Raw genomic sequence first — 19971 nt, forward strand, 5'->3', positions numbered from 1 at the left:
CCCCTAGCGTGCCGGGAGGTTCCGGAGCCGGCGGGCGTGCAGCAGCTGGTGGACCGTGATGAGGATCGCCAGCCAGGCCAGGCCCAGGCTCCAGGCCACCAGCACGTCCGTAAGCCAGTGATGGCCCAGATACACCCGGCTGAGTCCCACGGCCACAATGAACACCGCGGCCACCAGGATGGTGATGATCCGGGCGCGCCTCGAATCCAGGTAGATGAACAGCAAATAGGCGATGGTTCCGGCTATCACCATGGAGTTCAGCGAATGCCCGCTGGGGAAGGACGCGGAGGACTCATACGGCGGAACGGCGTCCGAAAGCGGCGGCCGGGCCCGCCCCACCATGGCTTTGCCGGCAACCGTCATCAGCAGCGATCCGGCGGCGGCCGATGCGGTGAGGATCAGCGGAGTCCAGCTGCGCTGCCACCGGCACAGCACCGCCACGGCCGCTGCGGCCAGGAGCGGAAGCCCGATGGTGCCGCCCAGGTTGGTGAGCCAGGTCAGTGAGGTATCCAGGGCGGGGGAGCGCACGGCCTTGGCGGCGGCAAGCACGGGGTGGTCAAGGGCTGCGACGCCGTCTTCCTCCGCCACCGCCTCGTAGACGCTGCCCGCCACCAGAGCCAGCAGGAGGGCCGGAACCAGTCCAGCGGCAAGGGTCAGCAGCAGCACCCCGTTCCGGCCCAGTGCCTGCGCGGCGCCGGAGACAGCGCGCGCCAGCCGGTTCGTAGGTGCGTCGCTCATGGTCCCAGTATGCCAAGCCGCTGGCCCAGCCAGTCCAGGTTGCCGGACAGCCCGGCCTTCCACACCTGCCACGAGTGTCCTCCGGGCAGCTCCTGGAGCTGGACGTCCATGCCAGCGGCCTTCGCGGCGTCGTATACCTGGCGGCCCTCACCGTTGTAGACGCCGTCGTCCTTGCCGATCACCACGATCCCGGCAGTGTTGGGGAAGCTTTGTTTCTTGAGCACGTCCAGTGCGTTCTGTGCCGCGAAGGCAGACGCATCGCCGCCGAAGTAGGTGTCCAGCAGCGTCTGTATCCCGCCCGGGATGGTCGGTTCGTTCTCACCGGCGATGTCGATGAACGTGGGGAAGGCGTCCGGGAAGTTCACGGCCAGCTGCAGGGCGCAGGTGCCGCCGTAGGAGTAGCCTGCGGTGGCCCACTGCTGCGGTCCATTGAGCCCGGCGGCCAGGTTGGCCTGGATCCAGCGCGGCACGTCTTCGGCGAGGTAGGTGGCTCCGCGGCCCTGCTTCGAATCGAGGCAGAGCGACCAGTTGGAGTTGGTTCCGCCGGAGAGATCCGGAATCACCACGACGGGTGCCAGCCCGTGGTGCTGCGCCGCGAAATCGTCCATCACCTGCTGCAGCTGCCCGCCGGCGAACCAGTCGGCAGGTGCCCCGGGCTGCCCGTGCAGGGCAATCAGCACCGGCAGGTTCTGGGCGTGGGGTGTGCCCAGATAGGCGGGCGGGAGGTAGACGAGGCTGGACCCGGCAGCGTATCCGGAACCGGATTCGGGGATCCGGACGTCGTAGACCCGGCCCTGCGAGGGCATGTTGGACGGCGGAGTCCAGTTCGCTTCTGTGCTTGGGGTTGTGTCCTGCCCGGCAAGCGGTTTCCGGATAGGCACCTCGCCGCTGGATTCGCCCGGGCGAACCAGCAGGGACTCGACCGTGGGGTACTGGCCGTAGGCAACGTTGGCCGCGGATGCGGACGCTAGCAGCACAACCACTGCGGAAAACGACGTCAGGATCTTCGCCGGGATGCTGCGGCTCATTCTCCAGCGGGGCACAACCAGCAGAAGCGCCAATATTCCCATTGTGGAATATAAGTACAGGTAGCGGGGAAAGGACGCGTTCCACCAGGACAGCAGCAGTTCGGCGGCGACAAACAGCAGCACGGTTCCGGCTGCTGCCGCGATCAGTGCGAACGGGACCACCCGGGTGACGTACCTTTTGGGTCCCCAGCACAGCCAGCACAGGCCGGCCACGCCGAGGCTGAAGGCAATGACAGGGACCGGCCCGGTGGTCAGCGCCAGGTTCATCGCTGCGTGCCGATGATCCTGCGCGCCATGGTGAATGTCTGGCCCACCGACACATGCGGCAGGTAGGCCCGGGCCAGGGCGTTCGCGATTGCGGGCAGGGATGCGGAATCCAGGTACGTCATGTAGAGCGGAACGTACTCCGGCTGGAACTTGGCCTTGTAGGCCAGCAGGGACCGGAAACCGTACACCGGTTCCAGAGTCGCTCCGAGCCGGTCCATGAGCCACTCGAGCGCCGGAGGCGTGGCAATCCGCCGCGGAGCGGTTCCCCCTCCGGCAGCGCTTTCCGCCCCGGATGCTGCCGTGGAGGAGGCCTCGTTCCGGGCCAGGGGCGCACCGGAGAGGCTGAGCAGGCTAAAGCCCTCATCCTGCAGCGACAGCGCAGCCGAGGCGATGAGGAAGTCCATGGCGGCGGGAAAACCCCGTGCCCGCCGCCGCATGAAGTCCAGCGTCCAGCCGATAATCTCGCCGTCGCGGTAGACCGGCAGCCAGGAGGTTACCCCGTGCACCGTGCGGTCCTGGTCCACCGCCAGCAGCAGCCGCACGCCGTCGTCGTCGATTTCTTCGATCCCGCCCAGGGTGAAACCCATTTCGGGCATCTGCTTCTCTGCCACCCACTCCTCGGAGATGGCGTTGATCTGGTCCAGGACGGACAGCGGGGCAGTGCGGTAAGTGGTCCATTCCGCGCGGATACCGGCCTTGCCGGCCCGGTTGAACGCGGTCCGCACATCCTGGAACCGCTTGCCGCGGAAGGCCAGGGACCCGAGTGGAAGGAGCGTCTCCTCAGCCACCTGAAGATCAGCGTGCCCCAGTCCCGCGGCAGCTTCCCGGGTTGCCTCGTTCACGGAATAGAAGCACGCGGTCACGCCCGAATCGGCGCAGTACGCCGCGAAACCCTCTACGCTGCGGTGCAGCTCATCCGGCGGACCCACGGGATCACCCACTGTCAGCGCGACGCCGGAGGTCAGGCGGTAGGCCACATAGGAATTGCCGGTAGGAGAGAACCAGTACGAGTTGCCGCTCCACAGCGTCATCCACGCCATGGTGCTGCCGCCGCTGGAGGTCAGGAGATCCCTGGCGCGTTCCTCATCCATGGCAAAACGGCTGTAGGCAGGTTCCAGGAAGGAACGGACAAGCAGCACGCAGGTCATTGCCCAGAAAACCACGCCAACGCCCTCATAGAGGAGGACGGCGGGCGGGGACTGCGGGAGCAGTTCCGGCGAGACCGCAATGAGCTGCGAGACCGGCAGGAAACGCAGGGGCAGGTCTTCGAGGAGGTCCGGCAGAGTGGCCTGGGGTGTGAACCCGCTGCGCAGCAGCAGGCCGCCTCCCACCCAGGCGGCGCCCAGGATGACTCCGGCGGTCGCGCAGGTCAGGAAGAGCCTCCGGTAGGTGCCCGGTGGCGCAGAAACGGCGAACAGGCGGCCCGAAGCTACCAGCAGCACAAACACGAGCAGTGGAAGCAGCATGGGAAGCACCAGGGTCAGGGGCTGCACACTTCCGCCGACGCCGTACACCCCTCCCGTGTAACCGGACAGGAAGATGACTGTGCGGACGGCCCCGGCCAGGGTCATGAGGCCCTGCAGGATCAGGGCGCTGATCCAGGCGAACCGGCGTCCCCGCCGCAGCCCGTCCGCGAAAACAATCAGCAGGACCTGCGGCAGCACTGCCAGGAAGAATCCTGCGGGTCCGGCGCTCTGCTCCAGCCTCGCGGTCCGGCACTCGGCCTGCATGCTGGGATCGGCGCAGATGTTGGCCAGGGCCACTGGATCCAGTGTTTCGGCGTTGGTGAACAGGTAGGCGAGGACGGCCAGGGGACCCACTGCCCGCGTGTTGAGCGCGGCAATGACCGGGCCGACGGCGGTGGCCACCACCAGCAGGCCCACCAGGACCCTGGCTTCCCGGCGGCTTGAGACCAGGCTGCGGGGCCAGTGCGGCCGCCGTCCGAACAGGTACGGCCCCGCCAACCCGCCGGCAGCTGCGGCTCCCAGGTACATCACGTCACGCAGCGCTCCGGAGTACAGGGCCAGCACCACCAGCAGCGTGTAGAGTCCCAGCCGCACCCGGCGGCGCCAGAGAGCACCCATGCCTGCCGATGCAGCGGCAGCGAGACCGCAGATCATTGCCACGGGTCCCACGAAGGAGTCAGTGCTGAGTTCCCGTCCCCAGGTCTCGAAGACACCCCGCAGGGCTGCGGCGAAGCCAATGCCGGCCAGAGCTCCGATGATTTGTGTGCCCACCGCAGCGGCGAGGAACCGCCGGCTTCCCAGCAGCCGCTCCGCGGGAAGCCCAACCGCCAGTGCGAGCAGGGTTCCGCTGACGTATCCGGCAAGTCCGTTGGCCCACAGGGCGGAGAGCAGCAGCGCCGGCCAGTAATCCGGCAGGGTGTCCACCGAGACGCTCACCCAGGGCAGCAGGGGGTCATCCGGTCCGTCCAGGATCGAGGAGGTCAGGATGCCCAGGAACCAGAACAGCACCAGGAACACCAGGGTGACCGGAGATTTCGCGAGGGTTCCACGCAGCCCGTCCGCGGGCCAGCGGAGCCAGCGTCCCGCTGTTTGCCGCGCAGAACCGTGCTGCATGGGCCACCTCCATGGCTTGCCGGCGCGGGTGGGAAGGCTTCCGCCCCCGGGTGCAGCCAGTCTAATTCCGGGAGTCCGTCCGCGGACCGGGCAGCCGCCGAAGATCGCCTGCTCACAGGAGATAAAGTACCTCTGTGAACGCATCCCTGCCGTACTTCAACCCGCCGTCGGTGCCGGTCCAGCTGAACGCCGGCATCGCTGTTCCACTGGGCCTGTCCCACCGGGGGTTCAGCCCGGAAGGGCTTGAAAACACCATGGCGGCCTTCGAAGCGGCCGTGGAGCTGGGATTCGGTTACCTGGAAACCGATGTCCGGACCACCAGCGACGGCGTGCTCATGGCGTTCCACGACGAAACCCTGGACCGGGTCACCGACTCATCGGGCCCGATCAGCGCCCGCAGCCTGCGGGAGCTGAGAAGCGTCCGGGTCGGCGGGACCGAACCGATCCCCACGCTGGAAGAAGTCCTTCTCCGCTGGCCGGACGTGCGCCTGAACGTTGATATCAAGGACGATGCAGGCGCGTCAGTGCTGGCGGCCCTGATAGAAAAACACCGGGCCCATGACCGGGTCCTGGTGACCTCCTTCTCTGACCGGCGGCGGCTGAAGTGCCTGAGGCGGCTGACCCGCCCGGCGGCAAGCTCCGCGGGATCGGCCGGCACGGCTGCCATGCTGCTGCTCTCTCCGCTGGGACTGGGCAGGCTGGCGGCGCGGCTGGGCCGGTTCGGCTGCGTCCAGGTTCCGGTGAACTTCCGCGGGATTCCCGTAGTGCGCCCGGCATTCCTGCGGCGGTGCCATAAGGCAGGCATCCAGGTGCACGTCTGGACCGTGAATACGCGCCCGCTGATGGAAGGCCTGCTGGACCTGGGCGTGGACGGGCTGGTCTCTGACCGCGCGGACCTGCTGGCCGGAGTCCTCTCCGGCCGGGGCGCCTGGCCGCAGGGTGCCGGGAACGCCTAGCGGGTCTCCCCTCCGCGCCCGCACTGTGCCGCGTCCCGCATTCGCTGGCAGGATGTAATCCATGCGCGTGCTCATAGCCCCGGACAAGTTCAAAGGCAGCCTCACCGCTGAGGAAGCCGCTGCCGCCATGGCGCAGGGGGTGCTCTCCGTCTATCCGGACGCAGACGTTACCCGCGTTCCGGTTGCCGACGGCGGGGAAGGAACCCTGGAAGCCGCACTCGCCGCCGGGGCAGAGGAACGCACCGCGCGGGTCCGCGGACCGCTGGGACGGGAAGTCACCGCGGTCTGGGCGATGAACGGCACGACGGCGGTCCTGGAAACCGCACGCTCCTCCGGGCTGATGCTCGTGGAACCGTCAGTGCAGACGTCCCTGGCGGCGTCGAGTTTTGGCAGCGGGCAGCTGATCACGGCGGCTCTGGATGCCGGGGCGCAGGAAATCATCCTGGGCATTGGCGGGTCGGCGATGACTGACGGAGGTTCCGGTGCGCTGACTGCGCTGGGCCTGCGGATCCTCGACGCCGCCGGTGAGCCGGTTCCGCCGGGAGGCGCCGGGCTGGCGGTCGCTGCCGCCGTCGACGCCTCGGGCCTGGACCCCCGGGTAAAGGGCGCACGGATCCGGATCGCCGCTGACGTCACCAACCCGCTGACCGGCCTCAACGGCGCCGCCCACGTCTTCGGCGGGCAGAAGGGTGCTGATTCTTCGGCCCGGCTGCTGCTGGATGAGGCGCTGGGGAACTGGGCCCGGCTGCTGAAGGAGACGACCGGCGTCGACGTCGATGTTCCCGGTGCCGGCGCGGCAGGCGGGTTCCCGTCGGCGTTCCTGGCATTCACGGATGCGCGGATTGAGCCGGGCTTCGAGCTTATTGCCGCTCTCGTGGGCCTGGTGCCCGCACTGGCGCAGGCGGACCTGGTGCTCTCCGGTGAGGGCTCAATCGATGAACAGTCCCGGTACGGGAAGGCCCCGCTGGAGGTGGCGCGGCTGGCCGCGGAGCGGGGAATCCCGGTGGTGCTGGTAGCCGGAGCGATCACGCTGAGCCCCAAAGTGCTTGCCGAATACGGCGTCGAAGCAGCCGTCAGCGTACTTGACCTGGCGCAGGGCCCGGACGATGCGATGGCGCGGGCAGAGTTCTACGTTGCCCGCGCCACGCAGGCGGCCCTCGAAGGGGCCTAGGCCCTTCTAGCCGAGGCTGGACGGCGTGGAGCCGACGTCTTCCTGCGGCTCGTCCGGCATGGTGCCGCGCCACCGGGCGATGGCCATCATGCCGTGGTAGATCACCAGGGTGGCCGCGGTGCCCAGGGCAATGCCCTCAAAGGTCAGGCCGGCGACGTTCCAGGTGTAGTTCGCGATGCCGATTACCAGGGCAACACCGGCAACGGAGAGGTTGATCGGGTTGGAGAAGTTCACGCGGTTGTCCACCCAGATCCGGACACCAAGGATGCCGATCATGCCGTAGAGCACCACGCCGGCACCGCCCAGCACGCCCTGGGGGATGGTCGCGATCAGGGCGCCGAACTTGGGGAACAGGCTCAGCAGTACCGCGGTGATGCCGGCAACCCAGTACGCAGCGGTGGAGTAGACGCGGGAGGCTGCCATGACGCCGATGTTCTCCGCGTAGGTGGTGGTGCCCGAACCGCCGCCGGCGCCGGCCAGCATGGTGGCAACGCCGTCGGCCATCAGTGCCCGGCCGGTGTAGGGATCGAGGTCCCGTCCGGTCATGGCCGCCACCGACTTCACATGCCCGATGTTCTCTGCGACCAGGACCAGCACTACCGGCACAAACAGGCCAATGACGTTGAAGTGGAAGGTGGGGGCGGTGAATTCAGGCAGCCCGAACCAGGCGGCATCGTTGATGGCGGAGAAGTCCACCTCGCCCTGGATGACGGCGGCCGCATAGCCGGCCAGGACGCCTACCAGGATGGAAAGGCGGCCGATCAGGCCCTTGAACAGCACCGTGGTCAGCAGGATCACTACCACTGTGACAGTGGCCGTGACGGGACCGGCCTCGTAGTTGGTGCGTGTCGTCGGTGCCAGGTTCAGGCCGATCAGGGCCACGATGGCGCCGGTGACGGTGGGCGGCATGAGGACCTGGATCCAGCGTGTGCCGGCCAGCTGGGCGGCCAGGCCAATGAGGAACAGGGTGGCACCGGCCATGATGATGCCGCCCAGCGCCCCGCCCGGGCCGTGCTGGTTGACGGCGGCGGCAATCGGGGCGATGAAGGCGAAGGATGAGCCCAGGTAGCTGGGGACCTTACCGGCGGTGATGATCAGGAACAGGATGGTTCCGACGCCGGAGAAGAACAGGGTGGTTGCCGGCGGGAACCCGGTGAGCAGCGGAACCAGGAAGGTCGCGCCGAACATGGCCACCACGTGCTGGGCGCCAATGCCGATGGTTCGCGGCCAGCTGAGTCTTTCATCCGGAGCGACGAATGAGCCGGGAGTAACGGTCCTGCCGTTCCCGTGGAGTTTCCAGTCTGTGCCGAACCTGCTCATGCGTGTGCCTTCCAAAGGACAAAGGGGGATTGATTCGTGGAGAATGTTACCGGCGGGGCTTCTGTGCCACGCTATGTTGCACGCACCAGTAATTTTACCGGGGAAGCAGTCAGGCCGAAGGCGGCCTGTGACGGACGGATCATACGTGGGAATTTCAGTTTCTGGACGGACAGTACTCATTACCGGAGCAGCCATGGGCATGGGGCTGCTTTACGCCGAACGGGCGGTGCGTGAGGGAGCCAAAGCGGTGGTGCTCTGGGACCGCAACACCGAAGCCCTGGAAGCCGCCGCACAGCGGCTGCGCGGACTCGGTTCCTCCGCCGTCCTGCCGTACACCCTGGACGTCTCCTCCGCCGCCGAAGTGGCCGAAAAAGCAGAGGCCGTGCTGGCGGAACTCGGCGCACCGGACGTGCTGATCAACAACGCGGGCATTGTCCGCGGCAAATACTTCTGGGAGCACTCCGGCGCGGACATTGACGCCGTGATGGATGTGAACACCCTTGCTCCCATGCACATCACCCGTGCTTTCCTGCCGGGCATGATCGAACGCCGCACCCCGGCGCGGATCCTGAACGTTGCTTCCGCGTCCGGAACCCTGGCGGTACCGAAGATGAGCGTCTACACCGCCTCCAAGTGGGCAGTGATCGGCTGGAGCGATTCCCTCCGGCTGGAACTGGACGAAGCCGGGCACGGCCATGTCCAGGTCACCACCCTGATTCCCAGCTACATCAAGACCGGCATGTTCGAAGGCGCACGCGGGCCGCTGATGACACCGCTGATGGAGCCCGAATACGTAGTGGACAAAGCCTGGAAGGCACTGCTGGAAGGCAAGGCCCGCGTCCAGCTGCCGTGGACCGTGCCGCTGGGCAGCGCACTGCGCGGGCTGCTCCCGCAGCCGGCGTGGGACGTCGTGGCCGGACGGGTCTTCAAGGTCTACCAGTCCATGGACCACTTCACCGGGCGGCCGGCTCCGGAACCACCGGCTGCGGAATCCCAGGCTGCGGCTCCCGCGGCGGCAGGACGGAAGAGCGGGAACCGGGCATGAGCGCAGATATCCAGGCGGCGTCCCCTGCCGGCAGCATTCCGGCCCAGGTTGCCGCGGTCCGGAAGGTCTACGAGAGCGGGCGCACCCGGCCGCTGTCCTGGCGGAAGGAGCAGCTGAAGGCACTGACGCGGATGCTCTCCGAGCGGGAAAAGGACTTCGCTGCGGCCGTGAGGGAAGACCTGGGCAAGAATCCGCTGGAAAGCTACCTGACGGAAATCTCCATCACCCGTGCCGAAGCAGGCCATGCCCTGAAGCACCTCTCAGAGTGGACCCGAAGCACTAAGGTGCCGGTACCGCTGGGCCTGCAGCCGGCGTCCGCGCGGGTTGAACCGCAGCCGCTGGGCGTGGTGCTGATCATCGCGCCGTGGAACTACCCCGTGCAGTTGCTCCTCGCTCCGCTGATCGGTGCGCTGTCCGCCGGCAACGCCGCGGTGCTGAAGCCAAGCGAGCTGGCCCCGGCCACCTCCGCTGCGGTCGCCCGGATCCTGCCCGAGTATCTGGACCCGGAAGCCGTGGTTGTCATCGAGGGCGCGCAGGAAGCGTCCCAGGCGCTGCTGGCCGAACGCTTCGACCACATTTTCTTCACGGGTGGTGAGCGGGTCGGCAAGGTTGTCATGCGCGCGGCAGCGGAGCACCTGACGCCGGTGACGCTGGAGCTGGGAGGCAAGTCTCCCGCCGTCGTACTGGACGGGAACCTGACCGCCATTGCCCGGCGGCTGGCCTACGGCAAGCTGATCAACGCCGGGCAGACGTGCGTGGCACCGGACTACGTCCTGGTCACCGAAGAGGCGGTGCCCAAGCTGCTCAAGGCGCTGGGCAAGGTGGTCCGCGAGTTTGTGGGCAAAGATCCCAGCCGCAGCCCCAACTTCGGGCGGATCGTCAACGAAGGCCACTTCGACCGGCTCACCGGCTACCTGGGAGACGGAACCGTGGTTTCCGGCGGGCGCAGCAGCCGGCAGGACCTCTATATTGAACCGACCGTGCTGACGGACGTCTCCCTGGACGCTCCGGTGATGCAGGAGGAAATCTTCGGGCCGATCCTTCCGGTGGTGACAGTCCGGGACCTGGAGCAGGCGATGGAGGTCATCAACTCCCGGCCCTCGCCGCTGGCTTCCTACCTGTTCACGTCCTCAGCTGCGCAGCAGCGCCGGTTCGAGCAGGGCGTGCGGGCCGGCAGCGTGAACCACAATGCCGCGATTGTGCAGCTCGCCGTGCCGGAGCTGCCCTTCGGCGGCGCCGGTGCAAGCGGCATGGGCGCGTACCACGGCAAGCACTCGTTTGACACGTTCAGCCAGGCACGCCCGGTGTTCTCGAAGGGAACGCTGCTGGACACCCTGCGTGTGGCCTACCCGCCGTACAACGGGTTCAAGGCGAAAATCCTGCGCCGCCTGCTCTAGCCCCCAGAACCGCCGAGAGGCCAGTTGCGGCTCATTTGGAGCACCAAACGAGCCGCAACTGACCTCTCGATGAAGGGGCCGCTAGGAGATCACGGAGTCCACGATGGCCTTCGCCTCGGCCTGGACCTCGCTGAGGTGCTCGGCCCCCTTGAAGGACTCGGCGTAGATCTTGTACACGTCCTCGGTGCCGGAAGGCCGGGCCGCGAACCAGGCGTTCTCCGTGGTGACCTTCAGCCCGCCCACCGGCGCGCCGTTGCCCGGAGCTTCGGTCAGGCGGGCGGTGATTTCCTCGCCGGCCAGCGTAGTGGCGGTGACGTCCGACGGCGAGAGCTTGGACAGTGCCGCCTTCTGTTCGCGGGTGGCTGGGGCATCAACCCGCGCGTAGACCGGATCCCCAAAACGGTTCGTCAGTTCCCGGTAGTGCTGGGACGGGGTCTTGGACGTGGTCGCGGTGATCTCCGAGGCGAGCAGCGCCAGCAGGATGCCGTCCTTGTCCGTGGTCCACACCGTGCCGTCCAGCCGCAGGAACGAGGCGCCGGCCGATTCCTCGCCGCCGAATGCCACCTCGCCGGAAAGCAGGCCGGGAACGAACCACTTGAAGCCGACGGGAACTTCCATCAGGCGGCGGTTCAGGCTTTCGGTCACCCGGTCGATCATGGAGGAGGAGACCAGGGTCTTGCCCACCATGGCGTCGCTGCGCCAGCCGGAGCGGTTCGCGTAGAGGTACTCCACCGCGGCAGCAAGGTAGTGGTTGGGGTTCATCAGCCCGGCGTCGGGAGTGATGATGCCGTGGCGGTCCGCGTCGGCGTCGTTGCCCGTCGCGATGTCGTACCGGCCGGCCTGGGCGATCAGTGATGCCATGGCGTCCGGGGAGGAGCAGTCCATGCGGATCTTCTCGTCCCAGTCCAGGGTCATAAAGCCGAACTGCGGGTCAACGCTGGGATTCACGACGGTCAGGTTCAGGCCGTACTGCTCTCCGATGGCGCCCCAGTAGTCAACGGACGCGCCACCCATGGGATCCGCGCCGATGTGCAGGCCGGAGCCCTTGATGGCGTCCATGTTCAGCACCGAGCCGAGGTCTCCCACGTAGTGCTGCAGGAAGTCGTAGGCGCCCACCGATTCGGCCAGGCGTGCCTCGCCCAGCGGCACGCGCTGAACGCCGCGCAGGCCGTTCTCCAGCAGTTCGTTGGCGCGGTTGGCGATCCAGGCCGTGGTCTCGGAGTCCGCGGGTCCGCCGGAGGGCGGGTTGTACTTGAAGCCGCCGTCAGCCGGAGGGTTGTGGGACGGGGTGATGACGATTCCGTCCGCCTGGTCGGTGCGGGTGGCGTTGTGCGTCAGGATCGCGTGGCTCAGTGCGGGAGTGGGCGTGAAACCGGTCCGCGCATCGATCAGGACGTTGACGCCGTTGCCGGCCAGGACCTCCAGGGCGGTGTTCTGGGCCGGCTCGGACAGGGCGTGGGTGTCCTTGCCCATAAAGAGCGGGCCAGTGATGCCTGCGCCGGTACGGTACTCGACGATCGCCTGGGTGATGGCGGCGATGTGCGGTTCGTTGAAGGAACCCTTCAGGGAGCTGCCGCGGTGTCCCGAGGTGCCGAAAGCTACGCGCTGGCCGGGGTCAGCGAGGTCCGGTGCGACGTCGTAATACGCGTCAAGCAGTGCCGTCAGGTCGACGAGGTCGGATGGTTGGGCAGGTGTGCCGGCTCGGTTAGACATAGTTCCAAGCATGCCAAAAATTCGGATGGTCCGGCAGACGGCTGACTTTTTGTGCCCCTGCAATCACATCTGCCCCACCACCGCGAAAGGCCGGTTACGGCTGTTTTGGGGGTCCAAAACAGCCGTAACCGGCCTCTCGGCGGGAAGGGGAGGGACTACTGGAGCAGTGTCCGGTCGTCCAGGCCGCCCTTGATCTTCTCGAACTCGTGCAGCAGGTCCGGCACCGTCATGGATGCCTTCTTCGCGCTGTCCAGGTCCAGGATGATCCGGCCCTCATGCATCATGATCAGCCGGGTGCCCAGGTCCAGGGCCTGCTGCATGTTGTGCGTGACCATCAGGGTGGTGAGGTTGTGGCGGGCCACGATTTCACCGGTGAGCCGGGACACCAGTGCGGCGCGCTGCGGGTCCAGGGCGGCAGTGTGCTCATCCAGCAGCAGGATCTTCGGCTCGCTGAACGTTGCCATCAGCAGGGACAGCGCCTGGCGCTGGCCGCCGGAGAGCAGGCCAACCTTCGCCTTGAGCCGGTTCTCCAGGCCGAGTTCAAGGGACTTGAGCTCCTCGCGGAACAGCTCGCGCTTCTTGGCAGAGACGCCCCAGCCCAGGCCGCGGCGCTTGCCGCGCTCGTAGGCAATGGACATGTTCTGCTCAATGCTCAGCTGCGGGGCGGATCCGGCCATGGGGTCCTGGAACACCCGGCCGATGAACCGGGCCCGCTGGTAGTCGGCCAGCCTGGTGACGTCCTTGCCGTCGATCGTCACGGAGCCGACATCGGGGCGCAGCTTACCGGAGACCATGTTCAGCAGGGTGGACTTGCCGGCACCGTTGGAACCGATCACGGTGATGAACTCCCCGGCAGCCAGCTCGAGGTCGATTTTCGCCAGGGCAACGCGTTCGTTGACGGTGCCGGCGAAGAAGGTCTTCTGTACGTTGTCGATTTTCAGCATCGTTTTGCTTTCGTAGCTAGCTGGCTGTGGTGACGTTGGACTTGCGCAGGCTGCTGAAGGTGGGCAGCCGGCGGAAGAGTTTCCACTGCGGAAGGATCAGGGCCAGCACCACGAGCACCGCGGAGATGAGCTTCATGTCATTCGGCTCGAAACCGAGGTCCAGCGCCAGGGCGATCACGATGCGGTAGACGACGGCGCCCAGGATGACGGCCAGGGTGGAGACGATGATCAGGCGGGACCCGAAGATGGCCTGGCCGATGATTACGGATGCGAGGCCCACCAGGATCAGGCCGATGCCCATGCCGATGTCTGCGAAGCCCTGGTACTGGGCCACTATGGCGCCGCAGAGGGCTACGAAGCCGTTGGACAGGGACAGGCCCAGGATCTTCATCCGGTCGGTGCTGACGCCGAAGCTGGAGACCATTTCCTGGTTGTCGCCGGTGGCCTGCATGGCCAGGCCCAGGTCGGTGTGCAGGAACCAGTCGAGGAAGAGCTTAACACCCAGCGCGAGCAGTGCGAACAGTGCGATGGCGACGGCGCCGCCCAGGAGTCCGTTCTCACGCAGCGGGGTGATGAGGGTGTCTTCGCGGAGCAGGGACAGGTTGGATGTGCCCATGATCCGCAGGTTAATGGAGTAGAGCGCGATCATGGTCAGGATGCCCGCGAGCAGCCCGTTGATCTTGCCCTTGGTGTGCAGCAGCCCGGTGACGCAGCCGGCAATGAGCCCGGCACCGAAAGCGGCTGCCGTGGCGGCCAGGGGTGGAACCCCGTTGATGATGGATATGGCAGCCACGGCAGCGCCCGTGGTGAAGCTGCCGTCCACGGTAAGGTCCGGAAAATCCAGGATCCGGAAGGTGAGGTAAACGCCCAGGGCCATGACGGCGTAGATAAGCCCCAGTTCAACAGCAGTGATCATGGAAGTTCTGTTCCTTACAGCAGGGTGGGACGGGCAGCATCAGGTGCTATTCGATGACCTTGTCGGCCTTTTCGAGCAGGGCTTCGGGAATCTCGATGCCCATATTGGCTGCTGCGGTCTTGTTGACCACAAGCTGCACTTCATCCAGGGTTTCGATGGGCATGGTGGCCGGATCGGCGCCCTCTTCGAGGATCTTGATGGCCATCAGGCCGGTCTGGTAGCCGAGCGCTTCGTAGTCGATGCCCCAGGTGGCGAGGCCACCGGCTTCGACGGCGCCGGCGTCACCGGTGACAAGCGGGAGCTTCTTGGTTTCGGCGATCTGCACCACGGAGTCCAGGGCGGCCACCACGTTGTTGTCGGTCGGGATGTAGAAGGCGTCCACGTCCAAGGACTCGGCGGCCTGCTGCACCTCGGCGGTGTTGGAGACGGCGGCCAGCTTCAGTTCCAGGCCAAGGTCCTTGGCAGCTTCCTGGGCAAGTTCGATCTGGACTTCGGAGTTGACTTCGCCGGAGCTGTAGACGATGCCGACGGTCTTTGCATCGGGAGCCAGTTCCTTGATCAGGGCCAGCTGGTCCTCGACCGGGTTCAGGTCGCTGGTACCGGTCAGGTTGGCGCCGGGAGCATCCCAGGAGTCCACCAGGCCGGCCTCTTCCGGCTCGGTGACCGCAGTGATGAGGATCGGGGTGTCGGTGATGGCCTGCGCTGCTGCCTGTGCAGTCGGCGTGGCGATGGCCAGGACCAGGTCCAGGTCGTCGGAGGCGAACTTTGAGGCGATCGACGTGGCGGTGGCCTGCTCGCCGGCGGCGTTCTGCTCGTCGTAGCTGATGTTCTCGCCCTCGGTGTAGCCGTTTTCTGCCAGTGCGCGCTTGAAACCTTCCTTGGCGGAGGTCAGTGCGTCATGCTCCACGATCTGGGTGATGCCGATTTTCACCATGTCCGTGTCGCCGTTGCCGGCCGCGGAATCGCCGCCGCACGCGGTGACGGCCAGGGATGCACCCAGCAGCAGGGCCCCCAGTGCCCCAGTCTTCGAACGCTTCATCGTTGCCCTTTCAATGCGCTGCCCGGAGGCGGACGGCGCCGGCCGGGCAGGGTGTCGTTGTGCCGGACGCTGGCATCCGGTTCCGGGTCCGACGTCGTTGATCGGAGCCCGGTAAACGGGTGGAGTTCAGCACCGGCTGATTGAACGATACTAACTGTGAGGGCGCTCACATTGTCTAACCTGCGGCGGTACGTAAAGACAGATGCCTGCCGAAGGGCTCCTATGTGACACGAATGATCGTCACAATGCAGAGTAAGGATCCAATGTGTCTACGCAGCAGGGCCTTATAGAGCACAAACTGGATACGCAAAAAGTGCCCGTTTGAAAACCAAACGGGCACTTTTTGCTAGGCGAAATGGAAGAACGGGTTACCGCACTCCGCCCATGAGCTTCTTGATGGCCGGTGCGCACAGGGCCAGGACGATGCCCAGCGCAATTGCGGTGATGCCCAGGAAGGAGAAGTAGCTGACTTCGGTGTCCTGGCTGTAGAACTGGGCCAGCCAGCCCGAAAGCGTGCTGCCGAGCGATACGGACAGGTAGAACAGCGCCACCATCTGCGTGGGGAACGCTGCCGGAGCCAGCTTTGTGGCTGCGGACAGGCCGGTGGGGGACAGCGACAGTTCGGCAAACGTGAACAGCAGCAGGATGCCGGCCAGCGCCAGCAGCGGCGTGCTTGCGGGGCCGCCGCCGGAGAACGGGATGAACGCCAGGAACGCCAGGCCCATCACGGCCAGGCCGATGCCGAACTTCAGCGGGGTGCCCGGCTGCCGGGTACCAAGCTTGGTCCACATGCTCGCGAAGACCGCGGCGAAGATGATGATGAAGATCGGGTTGATGGACTGGACGAAGCTCGGCGGCATTTCCCAGCCGAAGATCTCGCGGTTCAGCGACGTGTCCGCGTACAGTGCCACGACCGTGAACTGCTGCTGGAACAGTGCCCAGAAGACGGTGCTGGCAACGAACAGCGGCATGAAGGAGAACACGCGGCGGCGTTCAACCTGGCTGACGCGCTTGCTGGAAAGAATGACGACGAAGTAGGCAACGGCTGCAACCAGCGCCAGGATGGCCATCAGGCCAACCAGGTTTTCGCTGTTGATCAGGCCGAAGGCAATAGCGGCCAGGATGACGATGACTACCGCGGCAGCGATGGCCCCAACGCGGGCGAACTGGCTCTTGGGCAGCGGGTTCGCCACCAGGTGGGCGGACTCCGGCAGGTACTTGCGGGTCGCGGCATACTGGGCCAGGCCGATGGCCATGCCGGCAGCAGCGAGGCCGAAGCCGACGTGGAAGCCGAAGGAATCCCAGAGCAGGCCGGTGAGGATCGGGCCCATCAGGCCGCCGATGTTGATGCCCATGTAGAAGATGGAGAACCCGGCGTCGCGGCGTTCGTCCTTTTCGTCGTACAGGGTTCCCACCAGTGCCGTGGCGTTGGCCTTCAGGCCGCCCGAACCGATGGCGATAAGCACCAGGCCGATTGCCAGGCCGGCGTAGCCGGGGACCAGGGAAAGTGAAATGTGGCCGATCATCACCAGGATGGCCGAGTAGAAGAGGGTCCGTTCGGAACCGAGGATGCGGTCCGCTACCCACGCGCCGACGATCGAGGAGAGGTAGACGCCGCCGCCATAGGCGCCAACGAGGCCTGCTGCGACTCCTTCGGCCATGCCCAGACCGCCGTCGGTGACGGAGTAGTACATGTAGTAGAGCAGGATGCCCTGCATGCCGTAGAAGGAGAAGCGTTCCCAGAGCTCAACGCTGAAGAGATTAGCGAGCATCCGGGGATGGCCGAAAAATGCCTTCCGCGCGGTGGGCGCGGGGCTGGTAGTGGTGGGGCTAGGACTCATCATCCAATAGTCCCAAAACACCGGTGTGACGGATTCGACGTTAATCGCCGAAATCAGGGTGTTTTACCGGCTTCCATGCAAGGGTATGTGCTCATTGTCACCGCCAAAACCGCCTTTTTGTCCACATGCTGGACAAAAAGGCTTCCGATTAAGGCCGCGCCTGTTATTGGGGGCCCAGCTGGGCAGCCACCGCCAGGAGGTCCGCCTCGGCTCCGGGGCGGCCAATCAGCTGGACGCCCATGGACAGGCCTGCACCGGTCACATAGGTCGGGATGGTGACGGCGGGCAGCCCGCATACGTTGACCATCGAGGTGAACGGGGAGTACTGGCACTGCAGGGCGTAGTCTTCGGCGGCGTCTCCGGTCCAGTACCAGCCGATCGGCCGCGGTGTCATCGCCACCGTGGGGGTAAGGACCATGTCCCAGGCGGCATACTGTGCGATGGTCTCTTCCTCGAAGCCGCGCAGGATTTCGACGGCGCCCGCCAGGTCTGCCGCGGAGCGCTGCAGTGCCCGGCGGCGCATGGCAGCGGTCAGCGGCACCAGCTTGTCCTCTCCCTCCGGCGGCAGCGGAATGTTGGCCAGCGGGGCGGTCCACACCAGTTCGAAGGCATCGGGGTACCGCTCGTCATAGTGAACGTCTGCTTCTGCGACCTCATGTCCCGCTCCGCTGAGTGCCAGGATGCCGGCTTCCAGTGCCAGGAGGGCTTCCGGATCCAGCCGGATGTCCAGCCGGGATTCGAACGGGGAACGCGTGCTGACGCCGATGCGGAACCTGCCCTCTGCCTGCAGTGCTGCGGCGAGAAAGGATCCGGGAGCCGGTGCCGCGCTGGTGGCATGGTAATTCGGTCCGGCCGTCATCGCGTCCAGCAGGAGAGCGGCGTCCGCAGCGGTGCGTGCCAGTGGCCCGGCCACCACGAACTGGCCCAGGTCCCGCTGGCCTCCGCCGGAAGGGACCCTGCCGCGGTTCGGCTTGAGTCCGATGAGTCCCGTAGCCGCAGCCGGGATGCGCACCGAACCGCCGCCGTCGGTCCCCGGGGCGAACGGCAGCATGCCGGCAGCCACCGCGGCGGCGCTTCCCCCGGAGGAGCCGCCGGGGCTGAGTGCGGGGTCAAGCGGATTGCGGGCAGGTGGTGCCACCAGATTCTCGCTGTAGCTGCTCAGGCCGAATTCCGGGACCTGGGTCTTGCCCAGGCTGATCGCACCTGCCGACCGCAGCGCGGCCGGCAGGGGGCCGTCCGCTTCGGCCGGAACCGGCGGAACGGCGGCGCTGCCCATGGTGGTGGGAACGCCGGCGACGTCGGTGAGGTCCTTGTGTGCCAGCGGCATGCCGTGGAGGATTCCCAGGGGGCGCCCGGCAGCCAGGGCGTCGTCGGCCTGCCGTGCCTCAGCCAGCGCCGCATCCGCGGTAACGCTGACGAATGAACCAAGCTCCGGGTTCAGGGCTGCTATGCGGTCCAGGAAATACCCGGCCGTCTCATGCGCTGAAACCTCGCCGCGGGCCAGGGCATCGCGCAGCGCCAGTGCGCTGAGGGAACCGATCCCCTCCGTGGAGGAAGACCCAGTCCCGGACTGGGCGGCTGGACCATTGGGCATTGTTACCTCCGGTGCGCGGGGAGCTTTGTTCTCTGGCGGTGCATCCCACTATAGGCTGGGATAAACGGCACGGGCGCCCCCGCAGCGGGTTGGTTCCGTGCCTTGTCGGACCGGGCAACAATGGCTGCGAGGAAGTGTGAGCGAGATGGAAAACGTATCTGTGGACACCATTGGCGAAGGTGTGCGGATTCTGGACGTCCGGGAAGACTATGAGTGGGAAGCCGGCCACATTCCGAACGCCGTGCACATTCCCCTGGACCAGCTCCCGGACCGCCTTGATGACCTTGATCCGGACCAGGACCTCGCTGTCATCTGCCGTTCCGGCGGACGAAGCGCCCGGGCAACCCAGTGGCTTGAATCCCACGGCTACTCCGCGGTCAACGTGACCGGAGGCATGGGTGCCTGGCTCGAAGCGGGCAGGGAAATGGTTTCCGAAAACGGTAAAGAACCGACCGTCGTATGAGTCCTGAGGGCACAGCCGGGCAGCCCAAGCTGCCGGGAACCATGGTCTACACATATCTGGGACCGGAGGGAACCTTCACCGAAGCGGCGCTGCTGCAGGTTCCAGGCGCCGCCGAGGCAGTCCGGATCCCGTCCACCAGCGTCACCTCCGCACTTGAGATGGTCCGTTCGGGGCACGCGAATGCGGCAGTAGTGCCGATCGAGAACTCGGTTGAAGGCGGCGTCAGTGCCACTCTCGATGCGATCTCCGTCGGCCAGCCGCTGCGGATCCTGCGCGAGATCCTCGTGCCCATCACATTTGTGCTGGCGGTACGTCCGGGGATCGAGCTGGAGGACATCCGCAAGGTTTCGACGCACAGCCATGCCTGGGCACAGTGCCGCAACTGGGCGGAACTGAACATTCCCAAAGCGGAATATCTCCCTGCCTCCTCCACGGCGGCCGCCGCCGTCGGGCTCCAGGATGAATCCTCCGGATTCGACGCCGCCATCTGCGCTCCGCTGGTCGCATCGCGGCTGGGGCTGAACGTCCTTGCCCGGGACATCGGCGATATTTCCGACGCCGTGACCCGGTTTATCCTGATCAGCCTGCCCGGGCTGCTGCCGGAACCCACCGGTGCGGACAAGACCACGGTCGTGATTCCGCTGCCCGAGGACCGCCCGGGAGCCCTGATGGAGATCCTGGACCAGTTCTCCACCCGGGGTGTAAACCTGAGCCGGATCGAGTCCCGGCCCACCGGAGCCTTCCTGGGGGACTATTTCTTCAGCATCGATGCAGACGGGCACGTCTCCGACGCCCGGGTGGCTGATGCGCTGAAGGGACTGCACCGGGTTTCCCCGGAGCTGCGGTTCCTGGGCTCTTATCCGCGGGCGGACCACCGCCGCGCCCAAGTCCTGCCGCATACCTCCGACTCGGCTTTCGAGGCGGCGGACCAGTGGCTCGAATCCCTGATTAACGGCTGAG

The 19971-nt window shown here is 66.3% G+C and carries 16 protein-coding genes; 6 read left to right on the forward strand and 10 right to left on the reverse strand.

Annotation, left to right across the window (positions count from 1 at the left end):
- Positions 1–3: 3 nt before the first annotated feature.
- Genes NGB94_RS01200 through NGB94_RS01210 form a run of 3 tightly spaced genes read right to left on the reverse strand, consistent with a single transcriptional unit; the run spans position 4 to position 4612 of the window.
- Complete coding sequence (locus NGB94_RS01200) at positions 4–738, reverse strand: phosphatase PAP2 family protein (protein WP_325788474.1); 735 nt, start codon at positions 736–738, stop codon at positions 4–6.
- Positions 735–2033: an alpha/beta hydrolase gene (locus NGB94_RS01205; RefSeq protein ID WP_325788476.1), complete on the reverse strand. Its 1299-nt coding sequence runs from the start codon at positions 2031–2033 to the stop codon at positions 735–737. Before NGB94_RS01205 ends, NGB94_RS01200 begins: the two co-directional genes overlap by 4 nt.
- Positions 2030–4612, reverse strand: a complete 2583-nt coding sequence (locus tag NGB94_RS01210; protein WP_325788477.1) for a DUF2156 domain-containing protein — start codon at positions 4610–4612, stop codon at positions 2030–2032. The genes NGB94_RS01205 and NGB94_RS01210 overlap by 4 nt, the downstream gene beginning before the upstream one ends.
- Before the next feature lie 134 nt (positions 4613–4746).
- Here NGB94_RS01210 and NGB94_RS01215 point away from each other — a divergent pair, with 134 nt between their 5' ends.
- Together NGB94_RS01215 and NGB94_RS01220 are read left to right on the forward strand one after the other, a co-directional pair.
- On the forward strand, positions 4747–5568 hold the full coding sequence (locus NGB94_RS01215) for a glycerophosphodiester phosphodiesterase (RefSeq protein WP_418910587.1): 822 nt from the start codon (positions 4747–4749) through the stop codon (positions 5566–5568).
- A gap of 61 nt (positions 5569–5629) precedes the next feature.
- Complete coding sequence (locus NGB94_RS01220) at positions 5630–6739, forward strand: glycerate kinase (RefSeq protein WP_325788479.1); 1110 nt, start codon at positions 5630–5632, stop codon at positions 6737–6739.
- 6 nt (positions 6740–6745) lie between these two features.
- Here the strand turns inward: NGB94_RS01220 and NGB94_RS01225 are convergent, their stop codons facing one another.
- Entirely contained in the window at positions 6746–8059 is a 1314-nt protein-coding gene (locus NGB94_RS01225; protein ID WP_325788481.1) for a uracil-xanthine permease family protein, read from the reverse strand.
- 145 nt (positions 8060–8204) lie between these two features.
- On the opposite strand from NGB94_RS01225, the gene NGB94_RS01230 reads away from it, so the two are divergent.
- On the forward strand, positions 8205–9104 hold the full coding sequence (locus NGB94_RS01230; RefSeq protein WP_325788484.1) for an SDR family NAD(P)-dependent oxidoreductase: 900 nt from the start codon (positions 8205–8207) through the stop codon (positions 9102–9104).
- The gene (locus tag NGB94_RS01235) at positions 9101–10501 is read left to right on the forward strand and encodes an aldehyde dehydrogenase family protein (RefSeq protein WP_325788485.1); all 1401 of its coding nucleotides are present in this window, start codon (positions 9101–9103) and stop codon (positions 10499–10501) included. The genes NGB94_RS01230 and NGB94_RS01235 overlap by 4 nt, the downstream gene beginning before the upstream one ends.
- Positions 10502–10582: 81 nt before the next feature.
- On the opposite strand, the gene pgm is transcribed toward NGB94_RS01235, so the two are convergent.
- The 6 genes from pgm to NGB94_RS01265 all read right to left on the reverse strand — a co-directional run bounded on the left by pgm (position 10583) and on the right by NGB94_RS01265 (position 18548).
- Positions 10583–12214, reverse strand: coding sequence for a phosphoglucomutase (alpha-D-glucose-1,6-bisphosphate-dependent) (pgm, locus tag NGB94_RS01240; protein ID WP_325788486.1), 1632 nt, complete (start codon positions 12212–12214; stop codon positions 10583–10585).
- A gap of 155 nt (positions 12215–12369) precedes the next feature.
- Positions 12370–13158 carry an ABC transporter ATP-binding protein gene (locus tag NGB94_RS01245; protein WP_325788488.1) on the reverse strand — a complete coding sequence of 263 codons (789 nt, stop codon included), beginning with the start codon at positions 13156–13158 and terminating at the stop codon, positions 12370–12372.
- Positions 13159–13174: 16 nt separating this feature from the next.
- Positions 13175–14074, reverse strand: coding sequence for an ABC transporter permease (locus NGB94_RS01250; RefSeq protein ID WP_325788489.1), 900 nt, complete (start codon positions 14072–14074; stop codon positions 13175–13177).
- A 46-nt stretch (positions 14075–14120) separates the two neighbouring features.
- Positions 14121–15113 (reverse strand): ABC transporter substrate-binding protein, encoded by a 993-nt coding sequence (locus NGB94_RS01255; protein WP_325788490.1) that lies wholly within the window; start codon positions 15111–15113, stop codon positions 14121–14123.
- 368 nt (positions 15114–15481) lie between these two features.
- Complete coding sequence (locus NGB94_RS01260) at positions 15482–16954, reverse strand: peptide MFS transporter (protein WP_325788491.1); 1473 nt, start codon at positions 16952–16954, stop codon at positions 15482–15484.
- A 163-nt stretch (positions 16955–17117) separates the two neighbouring features.
- Positions 17118–18548 (reverse strand): amidase, encoded by a 1431-nt coding sequence (locus NGB94_RS01265; RefSeq protein ID WP_325788493.1) that lies wholly within the window; start codon positions 18546–18548, stop codon positions 17118–17120.
- Between the two features lie 145 nt (positions 18549–18693).
- On the opposite strand from NGB94_RS01265, the gene NGB94_RS01270 reads away from it, so the two are divergent.
- Entirely contained in the window at positions 18694–19011 is a 318-nt protein-coding gene (locus tag NGB94_RS01270) for a rhodanese-like domain-containing protein (protein WP_325788494.1), read from the forward strand.
- Entirely contained in the window at positions 19008–19970 is a 963-nt protein-coding gene (gene pheA, locus NGB94_RS01275) for a prephenate dehydratase (RefSeq protein ID WP_325788496.1), read from the forward strand. Before NGB94_RS01270 ends, pheA begins: the two co-directional genes overlap by 4 nt.
- Position 19971 lies beyond the last annotated feature (1 nt).

The organism is Arthrobacter koreensis (genome assembly GCF_035792275.1).
Lineage (GTDB): Bacteria > Actinomycetota > Actinomycetes > Actinomycetales > Micrococcaceae > Arthrobacter_B > Arthrobacter_B koreensis_A.